We start from the raw sequence: 12501 nt of genomic DNA, 5'->3' as shown, positions 1-12501 counted from the left end.
CTGCCCCAGGTGCGTCGGCGGCTTCAGCATCTGCTACTGCGCCGCCTCGGCCATTGCCCGCTGTGCCTCCGCAGACTCGGCGCTCGCGCTCCTCCTCGAGGACCGTCACGCATCTGATCAAGTAGTATTAGGGTCTCGGTTGGCTGGATTTGCTTGAAACGAAGAAGGAGGTTCGGCCCGGACGGGCCAGTTCGGCAGTCGCAGGCGCAGTTCGCAGGGCAGCAGTGACAGGACCCCCGGATGGAGTTGAAGCGCGGTTCTCGCACGCTCAGCACAGGCGGAAGTTCCGCCGCGGTTCCACCGACTCCGGGGCAGGTTGAAGTCGACAGGTAGCATTGAAAGCAATTCGCCACGACGGCTGGGGGGCCATCGCATGGCAGCGAATCAATCGGCAGTTCGTATTTCGATTCTCGAAGGACCGTGGGCGGCCTGGCAGGGCTTGTCCGACGGGCTTCGGGGTGAGGGTCATTCCACTTCAGTGACGCGCGACGTGCGCGGCTTCCTGGACGGGCTTGGCACGGATCCACCGCAGGTGGCCATCCTCGACGTGGAGAGCGACGGCGAAGCCGCCATCGGATGCTCCGTGACCGAGGGGCTCAACCTGCTGCGTGAGGCCCGCAAGCGCCGGCTGGAGGTGCGCATGCTGCTCCTGTCCGCGGTGAGCACGCCGGAGGTCATCTCCCAGTGCTTCGACGAAGGGGCTTCGGGCTACCTCTTCCGCGCGGGGCTGGGCGTGAACGCGGTGTCCTCCGCGGTGCAGTCGCTGGTGCGGGGCGAGCGCCTCTTCCCGGTGCAGCTCCTGCGCAACGACTTCGAGCATCCGCCGGTGACGTCACCCACGGCGAGCGTCCTGCTGCTGCTCACGCAGCGCGAGCGCGAGGTGCTGCAGTACGTGGCGGGCGGAGCGGACAACCTGAAGATCGCCGCGCACCTTCAAATCGCCGAGCGCACGGTGAAGTCACACGTCACGCAGCTCTACCGCAAGCTGGGCGCGGAGAACCGCACCCAGCTCGCCCTGCGCGCCTGCCACCTGGGCGTCAGGCCTCCGCCGGACCTCTAGCGGGGCCGGCCCACCCTCCCCGTTGAAGCGGGGAGGGCGCGGTGGGAAGCGCACGCGGCCTTCAGTTCTTGTTGCGGGCCGCGTCCTCTTCCATCTTCTTGCGGAGGCTCAGGGGGCGCATGTCCGTCCAGACCTCCTTGATGTACTCCAGGCACTCGGCCTTCAGGCCCTGCTTGCCGGCGTCCTTCCAGCCCAGCGCGTTCTCACGGTCCGCGGGCCAGATGGAGTACTGCTCTTCGTGATTGACGACGACCTTGTAAACGGTCGTGTCTTCGCGCTCGTCGCTCATGGGGTGTGACTCCTGAAGCTGGGGACCCCCTTTCGTCGCACACCCGGGGAAAAGCGGTCAAGGTAGGCGGTTGCGACAAATCCGGGGCCTTCCTGGGAGGGCGGATCCGCGCCCGGCCGCCCGCCGGGGCTGCACCCGGAAGCCGCGTCCGTGACACGAGCGGCGTGGGGCGCGGATACTCGGCCGCATGCGCATCTGGAAGAACGCCGTGTCGGGGCTCGTGCTCCTCGTGGGGGGCGTCTGGGCCTCTCTGGCCCTGGCCCTGACGGGGGCGGGGCCGGAGGGAGCGCACGTGGCGCGGAGCCTCGTGGCGGTGGCCCTGGTGGCCCTGGCGGTGGCGGCCTGGCGGTGGCGTTCACGGCGCTGGGGCGTGGCGGTGATGCTGCTGGGCTGCCTGTCCGTGTACGGGTGGGTGCGGACGTTCCAGCCCTCCAACACGCGGGACTGGGCGCCGGACCTGGCGCGGGCGCCGTGGGCGGAGGTGGCCGGGACGCAGGTGACGCTGCACGACGTGCGCGACTTCCGCTACCGCGGCACCACGGACTGGGACCCCGCCTGGTACACGGCCACCTACGACACGGACGCGCTCACGGGCGCGTCGTTCATCGTGGAGCCGTTCTCCGGCTTCTATGGCGCCGCGCACACGATGGTGAGCTTCGGCTTCCAGGACGGCCGCCACGTGGTGTTCTCCGTGGAGGTGCGGCGCGAGCAGGGCGAGACGTTCTCCGCGCTGGGCGGCCTGTTCCGCCGCTTTGAAATCACCTACGTCGTGGGCGACGAGCGGGACCTGGTGCAGCTGCGCTCCAACTTCCGCCATGACGACGTGTATGTGTATCCGGTGAACGCGTCGAAGGAGCGCATCACCGCGTTCTTCATGGACATGGTGCAGCGGATGAACGGGCTGCACACGCAGCCGGAGTTCTACGACACGCTCACCAGCAACTGCACCACCAACCTGGTGCGCCACTTCGAGAAGGTGGCCACGAAGGACGTGCCGTATGACCATCGCACGCTGATGCCGGCGTTCTCGGACGCGCTCGCGTACGAGCTGGGCATCATCGACACGGACGTGCCGCTGGAGCAGGTCCGCCAGCGCTACCACATCAACGCGCGAGCGCTGGCCGCGCAGGGGCGGGACGACTTCTCCGCCCGCATCCGCGCGCCGCTGGAGTCCGCCGCCGCGCCCGTGCCCTGATCAGGTGCCTGTCGCGGCCAGGGGCTCGGTGGACGCGGGGTCGCGCTTCAGGTGCTTGTCGTAGTGGGCCTCCAGCGCGGTGAAGTAGCCGCGCTCCTCCCACATCTCCTGGAGGAGCCGGTCGGTGAGCGACTTCACCTCCGCGTTCTCGGTCTTCGGGTCGGGCACGCGGGCGCCGCCGCGCTTCGGCTCCAGGAAGACGCGGGTGGCCTCGGCCATCAACACCCGGCTGCCGCGGAAGATGCGGCGCAGGGCCTGGTTGATGGGGCGGGCGTCCATCTCCGCGCAGGCGGCGACGATGGCGGCCTGCAGCTTCTGGGGCGCGTCCCCCTGGAGCGAGGCCTCGTCCAGGTCGCCGCGCTCCAGCGCGTGGTGCAGCAGGTAGCCGTGGTGCAGGCACACGCTCGTCAGGTCCACGCAGTCCTTCACCCAGAGGACGAAGAAGACCTTGCGGAACACCTTGCGCACGGGGAAGAGCGCCACGGCCTTGAGATAGGACACCAGCCGTCCGCCCAGGCTGCGCTCGTCGTACGAGCCGGCGAGCACCGCCACGGCCTTGTCCGGCGCCTTCAGGCCCTTCTCCTTGAGCTGGTCGCGCACGGACTGCTCGCGCACCTGGCGCAGGGCGTAGTCGTCCAGGAAGGGCACGGGGATGAGCGGGGTGAGCCCGGCCGCCACGGCGTGGAAGGCCACGCGGGCAAGCGAGGGCGGCACGGCGTTCGGCGGACGGGCGTTGGTGGTTTCGGCCATGGCGTGTTTCATAACCGCTTCCGCCCGGCCTGCCTTCCACAGGTAGAGTGGGATTGTCATGAACCCGGCGCGAGGCGCGGGGCAGGGAAAGGCGTTGCACCGCATGAAGGCGAAGGCGAAGCAGGAGCTCCCCGTCGTGCCCTTCGCGTCCGAGAAGGCGTGGGAGAAGTGGCTGGAGAAGAACCACGTCGACTCGCCGGGCGTCTGGGTGAAGCTCGCCAAGTTCGAGTCCGGCATCCCGTCCGTGACGTATGCGCAGGCGCTGGAGGTGGCGCTCTGCTACGGCTGGATCGACGGGCAGAAGGGCGCGTTCGACTCGGAGTACTGGCTCCAGCGCTTCACGCCGCGCAAGCCGCGCAGCAAGTGGTCGAAGATCAACTGCGGCAAGGTGGAGGTCCTGGTCGCCTCCGGACGCATGAAGGCCGCGGGCCTGCGCGAGGTGGAGTCCGCACGCGCGGATGGCCGCTGGGGGGCGGCGTACGCGGGGCAGCGGACCATGGAGGTGCCGGAGGACCTGACGCTCGCGCTGGAGAGGAACCCGAAGGCGAAGGCGGCCTTCGCCGCGCTCAAGGGGGCCAACCGCTACGCCATCCTCTTCCAGCTCCACGACGCGAAGAAGCCGGAGACACGCGTGCGCCGGGTGGAGAAGTACATCGCGATGCTGGAGGCCGGGGAGCTGATCCACGGCTGAGCACGTCGCGACGACCTGCTACGGCAGGATGCGCTGCCCGTGATGAGGTGCGCGCGGGTCTCGCCGCTCATGCCTGCTCGCTCGTCCCCCCGGCGTGAAGGCGGGCTCAGCCCTGTCTTGCACCCTCCGCTCCGCCACCCCACCTTCCAACGATTGGAATTGAACGGGAGCGGAGGTGGCCATGCTTCAAGCAGCCAGGACCACGCCTTTGCAGGACGTGGGGCGCGGGGTGTTGGGCTCGTTCATGGTCGGCGCCGGCACGGGCCATCTCTCCTTCGCGCGAGGGCCCTTCCAGGCGCAGGTGCCGGACTGGGTTCCCATGGACAAGGACCTGGTCGTCCTGCTCTCCGGCGTGGTGGAAATCGGCCTCGGGCTGTCGCTGCTCTTCGACAAGCGCCACCGGATTCCCCTGGGGCTGGGGCTGGCGGCCTTCTTCGCGGCGGTCTTCCCCGGCAACCTGCACCAGTACGACAAGCGCCTCTCCGCGTTCGGCCTGGATACGGACCGGAAGCGCCGGGTCCGGCTGTTCTTCCAGCCCGTGCTGATGGCCTGGGCCCTGTGGTCCACCGGTGCCCGGAAGGCGTTGCGGTAGACCCAGGGCTTCAGTCTGTCTGGGATTGCGCGGGACGGCGGACTACTTCGCTTCGCCCATGACTTCGATCGTGTGCTTGAGCCGCTCCAGGCCCAGGCGCACCAGGGCGCCGCGCAGGTCGGGCTGGCCAAGGAAGGCCTTCTTGAACACGTCGCGCTCCAGCTTGAGCAGAGTGCAGGGCGTCACGGTGCGCACGGTGGCGGTGGCCAGCCGGCTGCGCAAGAGGGAGATCTCCCCGAACAGGGCGCCTTCCTCCAGCTTGGGATAGGAGGACTGGCGGCCGTCGCTGTGCGTGTGGAAGACCTCGCACTGGCCCCGGATGAGGACGTAGAGCGCGTCACCCGGCTGGCCGCGGGTGAGCAGCGTCTCTCCGGCGGGGACGGTGCAGGGGACGAAGGAGTCTCCCAGCTCGTGCTGCACCTCCGGGGGCAGGGCGGCGATGAGCGGGTTGCTGCGCAGCGCGTCCGCGAGCAGGCGCTCCCGGGCGGTGACCTGCATCTGCTCGCCCTTCACGCCGTAGTCCTTGCCCAGCTCCCGGACGCCGGCCTGGGTGAGCTCCAGCAGCACGGCGTCCTCCACCGTCACGATGGTGGCGGTGCGCTGCGTGCCGGTGAGCAGCGCCAGCTCTCCGAAGAACTCGCCGGCCCCCAGGCGGCCCACCTCCGTGTTGCCGCCGTGGTCGCCGCCGCGAAGCACCGCGACGCGGCCCTCCAGCACCACGAACATCGAGTGTCCCGGGTCGCCCTCGCGCACCACCACCTGTCCCGCGGGCAGGTAGCGTGTGCAGACCGGCTGCTGCTCGGAGGCACCTTCCGCCTCCGCCGGGGCGCTGGTCGCCGCCGGAGGCGCGGCGGGGGTCGCGGGCGTCTGTCCGGCGGTGGCCGGGGCGGACGGGTGGGCGGACAGCAGGGCCTGCAGGCGCGCGAACAGGGACATGGTGCGCAAATGCTACCGGCCCGGCCGGGCGGAAACTGTGAAGCGCTTCACAGGCGGCGTGGAGGCGGCCTGAAAGACAGCCAGGCGGCCAGGAGGCGCAATTGAACAGGGATTGGCGTGCGTTCGCCACGTCTGTGTTCATCCCACCTGACGCGGCGGGACGGGCGCCGGGGATGGCGTGGGCGGACCGGGACACCCTACAGTCCCGGGTCCATGGGAGACACGCTGGACGTCGTGGTGGACCTGGGGGATGTGGGAGAGACGGCCGCGGATGCCGTGCTGCTGAAGTACGCGCAGGGTTTCCACGGGGCGGACGGCGCGGTGGCGCGCCGGCTGGAGGGGGCGGGCGTGGCCATGGACGCCTTCGATCTGCTCCCCGGGGACCACCGCTTCATCGAGTCGCGCCGGAGCCTGGGCGCCCCGTGGGTGCTCTTCCTGGGCACGGTGCGGCTGCGGCAGTTCGGCTACCACGAGATCCGCCAGTTCTCCGTGCGCGCGCTCCAGCTGCTGGAGCCCCGGCAGGAGGTGCGTCACCTGGCGTGCACGGTGCACGGCCCCAACTACGGCCTGGACGAGGACGAGGCGGTGCTGGCCCTGGTGGGCGGCTTCGTGGACGCGTTCCAGCGGGGCAGTGGCCCCCGCGCCCTGGAGCGCATCACGGTGGTGGAGCTCAACCCCAAGCGCGTGGAGCGGCTGCGCAAGGCGTTGGCGCTGGGGCTGGGGCTCACGCCGGGCGTGGAGCCGCTGATGGGGGCCACGGGCTTCCGCGTGCGGAGGACGTCGCGCTTCGTCCAGGCGCTGCCCATGGCCTCCGCGGGCGCGAACTCCCACGAGAAGCCCCACGCCTTCGTGGCGATGCCCTTCGCGCAGGAGCTGGAGGACACCTACCACTACGGCATCCTGAACCCTGTGAAGGCGGCGGGGCTCTTGTGCGAGCGGGTGGACCAGGCCGTCTTCGACGGGCCCATCATCCAGCGCATCCGGGACCGCATCGACACCGCGAAGGTCGTCATCGCGGACCTGTCATTGGCGAACCCCAATGTCTATCTGGAGGTGGGCTATGCCTGGGGACGCGGCAAGCCCACCCTGCTGCTGGTGCGCGACGTGAAGGAATTGCGCTTCGACGTGTCCAGCTACCGGTGTCTCGTGTACCGGAACATCCGGCACCTGGAGGAGCTGCTGACCCAGGAGTTGAAGCGCATCGGCTGAGCTGGGCGAGGGGTCAGTAGGGGGAGCAGAGGATGCCCTCGCAGTTGCCCGCGCCGTTGTCCCGCGCGACGTTGCCGCCGCCGTCATGGGCGGTGGGCGCATGGATGCCCCAGCCCGTGTTGCCCATGGACACGTTGCCAATCACCGTGGGCGTGCTGGCCGGGAGGACGCGGAGGCCGTCACCGTCGTTGTGCAGGAACCGGTTGGCGCGAACGATGCCTGTCTGTGGGAGGCTGACAATGGGAGTGTCTTCCAATGTCAGTCCGCCCGCATTGTCCCAGAAGGTGTTGCCCTGGATGTAGACCTGGAATGAGCCGGCTGTGAGCCCATTGTCATTGCCCACGATCCAGTTGTTGATCATGTCGAGCTGAACCACATTCCAGATGGGTATATCCGTGGGGGCGAACGACGCGTTGTCCGCGATGAGCGTGTCCTCGAAACGGAACCGTTCGCAGATGTCGCGGCCTCCGATGGGCACGGTCGTGGTGGCGACGGCCTCGTTTCGCGCGAAGGTGCTCGACCGGACGCGGACATCGCCGGCGAAGCAGTAGATGCCGAGCTCGTTCCCAATGAAGGTCGAATCGAGGACGTCGGCCGCATGGGTATCCAGGTAGATGCCGAGGCGGTTGTTCTCGAAGTGGCTCGACCTCACGTCGAACGTACCGATGGACGCGTCGATCTCGCTTCCGAGCCCGGCGCCATTGCCGATGAACCGCGAATTCGTGATGAGGAAGTAGGTGGTGGAGAAGTAGTTGTAGATGGCAGTGCCGTTGTCCGTGAACGTGAGCTTGTGCACCCGCAGGGAGTTGACCCCCTCGGTCTGGACGCCTCGTGCGAAGCCACGAATCGTGCCGTTGCGCACCATGCTGGTGCTGGTGACCACGATGCCCAGGGTGTCTTGCTGGACCGGACTCGAGCGGCGCACGGTGTGTCCGCCCAGGTCGAGGACGACGCCGTCACCTTCGATGCGGAGCGCGGGCTCGTCCGTGCCCGGGCAGGAGAGGTCGTGTGTGAGCTTCGTGTGCTGCGTGATGACGTCACCGCATTGGACGTCGCACTCGACAGGCTTCGCCTGCTGGAATCGGGCGTCGAGCGGCTCCTTGTCCGCCGCGAGCACCGGGAGTGTTCCCAGGGACAGTCCCGCGATGGCCATTGTGACGAAGAAGCCCTCTGCCTTGTGCATTCCGCCTCCCGGCCGGACGTCCTTCCGGCGACCGGAAAAGGCTAGACACGGTGTCGTGATTGGCTTCCTGCCTGTTGGGAGCAGCGCGCAGACCAGTGGATGACATCCGGGCGGCACGCTGGGGCGGTACGGACTGTCACCAGCCGCGCGCCGCGACCTCCCACGTGCCCATGTGCGTGTCACCCCGCACGACGTGCAGCCGCGGATGCTGCGGGACGGAAACACAGACATGGTTGGGCACCACGCGCACCCGGTCTCCGATGCGCGGGCGCCACGTCGTGCCGGACACGTCCAGCAGGCCGTGCTCCTCCGACAGGTTCTTCACCACGATCTCCGGCCGGTCCAGCAGGACGCCATAGCCCGGCGCCAGCCCTTCCTCCTTCACCAGCGCCTTGCCTCCCGCGTCGATGACCACCTGCCCCGGCACTGCCGTGCTCACCACCGTGGCCAGGACCGAATAAGCACATTCCGTCCAATCACAGGCGCCAATGACGGCGGCGTTGCGGTCGTTCAGCACGTTGAGTCCGGGGCGGATCTCCGTGAGGCCCTTCACGGTGTGGGATTGCCAGAGCGTCGGCGTGGAGCCGCCGCTGATCACCTCTGGCGGCAGGCCCGCGCTCTTCAGGGCGTCCACGAACGTCGCGACCGCATCGGACTGGGCCTGCATCACGGCGGGCAGCTCCGCCTGGGGGACGCGGATGTGGCCCGCGTAGAAGGTCAGCCCGCGAAACACCACGCCCGTCGTGGACGCCGCCGAGCGAGCCAGGGCCACGGCGTCCTCCGGCGTGCGCAGTCCCACGCGGCGCATGCCCAGGTCCACCTCCACGAGCACGCCCACGGTGCGCCCGGCATCCCGCGCCGCGCGCGCCAGCCCCTCCAGCACCTCAAGGGAGTCGAGCGCCACGGTGAGCCGCACGCGCGAGGGCAGGGCCATCAGCCGCGCCAGCTTGCGCGCACCCACGGGCGGATACGCGAGCAGCACGTCGTCGGACACGGACGCCATGACCTCGGCTTCCAGGACGGTGGCCACCGTGACGCCAGAGGCTCCCGCCGCGACCTGCATCGCGCCCAGCTCCGCCGTCTTGTGCGTCTTCGTATGGGGGCGCCAGCGCAGGCCATGCTCGCGGGCATAGGCCGCGACGCGCTGGAGGTTCCGCTCCACGCGGTCCAGGTCCACGAGGGGCGCGGGAGTGTCGAGCGAGTCGAGGAAGGTCGAGGACATGCGGCGCATGGTGGCACCGCGCTCCTCGACCCGTCATCCGAATCCCTGGCCTTGCGTTCGCGGGACTACGCCACCGGCTCGAAGCTCACCGTGGGCCGCTGCCAGCTCCAGCCGCCGCCCTTCAAGGCCTCCGTCGCCTGCGCATCCAGCACGCGCAGCGCCGCGAGCACGTCCGCGGGCGGGCGGGGGGCGCCCGGCGCGCTCTCCACTTCGAAGCGCGGGGGTATGGCCCCGGCGTCCCGGCCGCCCATCACCACGCGGATGCGGCAGTTCTGCGGCGACAGCTCCGTCTCCCCGGACCAGGACACGTCCTGGACGAAGAGATCCACCGCGCCCAGCACCTTCTGCCCCTTCAGCCGCGTCACCACCGCGTCCAGCGAGCCCTTCGCGCGTGCGTTCCGCTTCTTTCCAAGACGGGTGAGCGTCCACCAGGCCAGGCCGCCCGCGAGGATGGGCGAAAGGATGAAGTAGGGGATGAGCGGGCTCATGGGGCGGCAGGCTGCCACGAAACTTGGAAGAAGAAACGCCCGTCTCCGAGCCAGGGTGGCTTTGGAGACGGGCGTGAAGAGAAGCACGGCTACTGCGGCGCGGGCGCGGTGACCTTCTTCGTCGCGTTGGGCTTGTACGTCATGCCCAGCTCGTTGAAGACGAAGGAGTAGACGTCCACCTCCTCCTCGATGCGCGCGGACAGCGGCGTGCCCATGCCGTGGCCCGTCTCCGCGTTGGCGCGCAGCAGGATGGGCTTGGGGGACGCCGTGGCCGCCTGCATCCGGGCCACCATCTTGCGCGAGTGGAACGGATCCACGCGCGGGTCATTGGCGCCGGAGGTGAAGAGCACCGGCGGGTACTTCGTCCCGTCCTTCACGCGGTGCACCGGCGAATAGCCATACAGCGCCTTGAACTGCTCCGGGTCCTTCACCGAGCCGTACTCCGTGACGTTGAACTGGCCGTTGGGCGTCAGCTCCGTGCGCAGCATGTCGTAGATGCCCACGCGCGCCACCACCGCGCCGTACTGCTCCGGGTGCTGCGTCAGCGCCGCGCCCATCAGCAGGCCGCCGTTGCTGCCGCCCTGGATGGCCAGCTTCTTGGGCTGCGTATACTTCTGGTCCACCAGCAGCTTCGCGCACGCGTAGAAGTCGTCGAACACGTTCTGCTTGTTCGTGAGCGAGCCGGCCTTGTGCCACTCCTCGCCGAACTCCGAGCCGCCGCGCAGGTTCGCCACCGCGAACACGCCGCCCTGCTCCAGCCACATGCCCGTCAGCGGGCTGTAGCCCGGGTTGATGGACACGTTGAAGCCGCCGTAGCCGGTGAGCCACGTGGGGTTCTTCCCGTTCAGCTTCGTGCCCTTCTTCTTCAGGATGGAGAGGGGCACCTTCGTGCCGTCCTTGGACGTGGCCTCCGTGCGCACCACCTCCACGTCGCTCATGTCGATGGGCGCCGTGCGCGCCAGCGCCGTCTTCGTCACCTTGCCGTCCGCCGCCGTGAAGCGGAACCACGCGGCCGGCTGGGTGAAGCTGCCGTTGACGAAGAGCACGTCATCCGCGCCCTGGCGCACCAGGCCGCCCACGAAAGACACCGGCAGCGTGGGCACCAGCCCCAGCGCCTTGCCCGTCAGGTCCATCATGCGCAGCTGCGAGGGGCCCCCCAGCTGCTCCAGCAGGTACAGGCGGCCCTTCGTGGGCACCACGGCCTGCACCGTCGCCTGGCCCTCGGGGACGACCACGGTCGCCTTGTCCAGCGTGGGCGTGGCCAGCGGCAGGCGCAGCACCTTGCCCTTCGGCGCGTCCTTGCGGCTGAGCAGGTACGCCGCGCCGTCGCTGCCGAAGCGCGCCGACACCACCTTGTCCGCGTACTTCGCCACCTGCGTCCAGGTGCCCTTGGGGCCGTGCAGGTACAGGTCGAACTCGCCACCGTCGCCGTTGGCCACGCGCGCGAAGGTGTACTGGCCGTCGTCGCTGGACTCCAGGTCCGTCATCGCGATGCGCGGGAAGTCCTTGCCCAGCGCGTACGTGTCCTTCTCCGTGGGCGTGCCCAGCGTGTGGAAGTACACCTGCTGGTACACCTCGCGGTCCACGGGCGGGCGCTCCTCGCCGCGCGGGTAGCGCGTGTAGAAGAAGCCCGTGCCCTTCGCGTTCCACGCGAGGCTGCCGCCCGCCGTGCCGCCGTTGACGCGCGGGACCAGCTCGTTGGCCATCGCCTTCGCCGTGGCCACGTCCCACACGGACACGTCACCGCTCTCCGTGCCGCCCTTGGACATGGACACGGCGACCTTCTTGCCGTCGTGCGACAGCTGGAACCAGTCGATGGTCGTCTTGCCGGACGTGTCCACGACCGTGGGGTCCACCAGCACGCGCTCCTTCGACGTGTCGTCCAGCGAGCCCACCACGATGAGCGTGGGCTGCTGCTTGGGCGGCTGGAACTTCAGCCCCAGGAGCGTGCCGCCCTGTTCGTCCAGGGCGCCGTAGGAGGGCGACTTCCAGGACAGCAGCTCCGTGATGCGCTGGCGCAGGGGCTCGCGGCCCGGGAGCTTGTCCAGGTACGTGCGCGTGAACGCGTTCTGCGAGTCGGTCCACTGCTGCACCTTCGGATCCGTCGCGGACTCCATCCACTGGTACGGGTCCGCCACGGTGGTGCCGTGGTAGGTGTTCTCCACGGGCTGCTTCTCCGCTGCGGCGGGCTTCGCGGGAGCCTTCCCCGCGGCTCCGGACACGAGCGGCAACAGCAGCGCGGCGGTCGTGACTGCGATTCTGGACTTCATGGTTCACCTCGCATGCGGGTGTTCCCCCCGCGGGACGCTCATCGCAGGGGCAGCTCCACCAGGGCGGTGGAGAAGGTGTCGAAGGTCTCGTTGGCGTTGGGCTTCGTGCCCTCGTCCATGTTGCCGAGCATCAGCGCGAAGACGACGCGCGGGTGCTCCGTGTCGTTGGGCCGCTCCGCCACGCCCACGAAGCACTTCTGGCCCGTGAGCGTGCCCGTCTTCGCGCGGATGCGGCCCGCGGTGGACGGCTTCGTCTTGCGGCCTGCCAGCGTCCCGTCCACGCCCAGCACCGGCAGGCTGTCCACCAGCGCGGCGCCATACGGCTCCTGGAGGCTGGTGAGCAGCACGCGCGCCATGCCCCGGGGCGACGCCAGGTTGTAGCGGGACAGGCCGCTGCCATCCACGGGGCGCAGGTCCTTGGTGGGCACGCCCCGGCGCGCCAGCTCCGCCACCAGGGCCGTGCGCAGCGCGGTGTAGCCTTCCTGGCCGGTGCGCTCGCGAGCGAAGCGCATGCCCAGCCGCTCCGCGTACAGGTTGAGGCTCTCCTTGTTCGTCACGCGCACCAGCTCCGACAGGGGCGGGCTGGTCAGCTCCACCAGCGGTGTCGGCATGGGGG

At 69.3% G+C, this 12501-nt stretch carries 13 protein-coding genes; 5 read left to right on the top strand and 8 right to left on the bottom strand.

Annotated elements, in window-relative coordinates; all coding sequences use genetic code 11:
• The first annotated feature begins 373 nt into the window (after positions 1 to 373).
• On the top strand, positions 374 to 1060 hold the full coding sequence (fruA, locus tag D7W82_RS34440; protein ID WP_043321786.1) for a response regulator transcription factor FruA: 687 nt from the start codon (positions 374 to 376) through the stop codon (positions 1058 to 1060).
• Between the two features lie 61 nt (positions 1061 to 1121).
• On the opposite strand, the gene D7W82_RS34435 is transcribed toward fruA, so the two are convergent.
• A complete protein-coding gene (locus D7W82_RS34435) occupies positions 1122 to 1349 on the bottom strand; it encodes an MbtH family protein (RefSeq protein WP_014397734.1) in 228 nt (75 codons plus the stop codon).
• A 187-nt stretch (positions 1350 to 1536) separates the two neighbouring features.
• Between D7W82_RS34435 and D7W82_RS34430 the strand changes: the two genes are divergently transcribed.
• Positions 1537 to 2544: a DUF4105 domain-containing protein gene (locus D7W82_RS34430; RefSeq protein ID WP_120622359.1), complete on the top strand. Its 1008-nt coding sequence runs from the start codon at positions 1537 to 1539 to the stop codon at positions 2542 to 2544.
• On the opposite strand, the gene D7W82_RS34425 is transcribed toward D7W82_RS34430, so the two are convergent.
• Entirely contained in the window at positions 2545 to 3294 is a 750-nt protein-coding gene (locus D7W82_RS34425) for a hypothetical protein (RefSeq protein ID WP_233588111.1), read from the bottom strand.
• Positions 3295 to 3352: 58 nt separating this feature from the next.
• Between D7W82_RS34425 and D7W82_RS34420 the strand changes: the two genes are divergently transcribed.
• Together D7W82_RS34420 and D7W82_RS34415 are read left to right on the top strand one after the other, a co-directional pair.
• On the top strand, positions 3353 to 3985 hold the full coding sequence (locus D7W82_RS34420) for a YdeI family protein (protein ID WP_233588110.1): 633 nt from the start codon (positions 3353 to 3355) through the stop codon (positions 3983 to 3985).
• Between the two features lie 181 nt (positions 3986 to 4166).
• Entirely contained in the window at positions 4167 to 4577 is a 411-nt protein-coding gene (locus tag D7W82_RS34415) for a hypothetical protein (protein WP_120622362.1), read from the top strand.
• 42 nt (positions 4578 to 4619) lie between these two features.
• Here D7W82_RS34415 and D7W82_RS34410 read toward each other — a convergent pair whose 3' ends face one another.
• A complete protein-coding gene (locus D7W82_RS34410) occupies positions 4620 to 5513 on the bottom strand; it encodes a cyclic nucleotide-binding domain-containing protein (protein WP_120622361.1) in 894 nt (297 codons plus the stop codon).
• A 213-nt stretch (positions 5514 to 5726) separates the two neighbouring features.
• Here D7W82_RS34410 and D7W82_RS34405 point away from each other — a divergent pair, with 213 nt between their 5' ends.
• On the top strand, positions 5727 to 6722 hold the full coding sequence (locus D7W82_RS34405; RefSeq protein ID WP_120622357.1) for a hypothetical protein: 996 nt from the start codon (positions 5727 to 5729) through the stop codon (positions 6720 to 6722).
• 13 nt (positions 6723 to 6735) lie between these two features.
• Here the strand turns inward: D7W82_RS34405 and D7W82_RS34400 are convergent, their stop codons facing one another.
• The 5 genes from D7W82_RS34400 to D7W82_RS34380 all read right to left on the bottom strand — a co-directional run.
• Complete coding sequence (locus D7W82_RS34400; RefSeq protein ID WP_120622356.1) at positions 6736 to 7905, bottom strand: right-handed parallel beta-helix repeat-containing protein; 1170 nt, start codon at positions 7903 to 7905, stop codon at positions 6736 to 6738.
• 136 nt (positions 7906 to 8041) lie between these two features.
• On the bottom strand, positions 8042 to 9136 hold the full coding sequence (locus D7W82_RS34395; RefSeq protein ID WP_199727917.1) for a D-TA family PLP-dependent enzyme: 1095 nt from the start codon (positions 9134 to 9136) through the stop codon (positions 8042 to 8044).
• Between the two features lie 56 nt (positions 9137 to 9192).
• Positions 9193 to 9615, bottom strand: a complete 423-nt coding sequence (locus tag D7W82_RS34390; protein WP_120622355.1) for a hypothetical protein — start codon at positions 9613 to 9615, stop codon at positions 9193 to 9195.
• A gap of 89 nt (positions 9616 to 9704) precedes the next feature.
• Positions 9705 to 11885 carry a prolyl oligopeptidase family protein gene (locus D7W82_RS34385; RefSeq protein ID WP_120622354.1) on the bottom strand — a complete coding sequence of 727 codons (2181 nt, stop codon included), beginning with the start codon at positions 11883 to 11885 and terminating at the stop codon, positions 9705 to 9707.
• 38 nt (positions 11886 to 11923) lie between these two features.
• Positions 11924 to 12501 (bottom strand): D-alanyl-D-alanine carboxypeptidase (locus tag D7W82_RS34380; protein WP_199727916.1); only part of this gene is annotated, 578 nt, incomplete at its 5' end.

The sequence above is a fragment of the Corallococcus sp. CA049B genome, assembly GCF_003611685.1.
GTDB classification, from domain to species: Bacteria; Myxococcota; Myxococcia; order Myxococcales; family Myxococcaceae; genus Corallococcus; species Corallococcus coralloides.
Note: the sequence above shows the minus strand (reverse complement) of the source record. Positions and strands in the feature narration are given on the sequence as shown.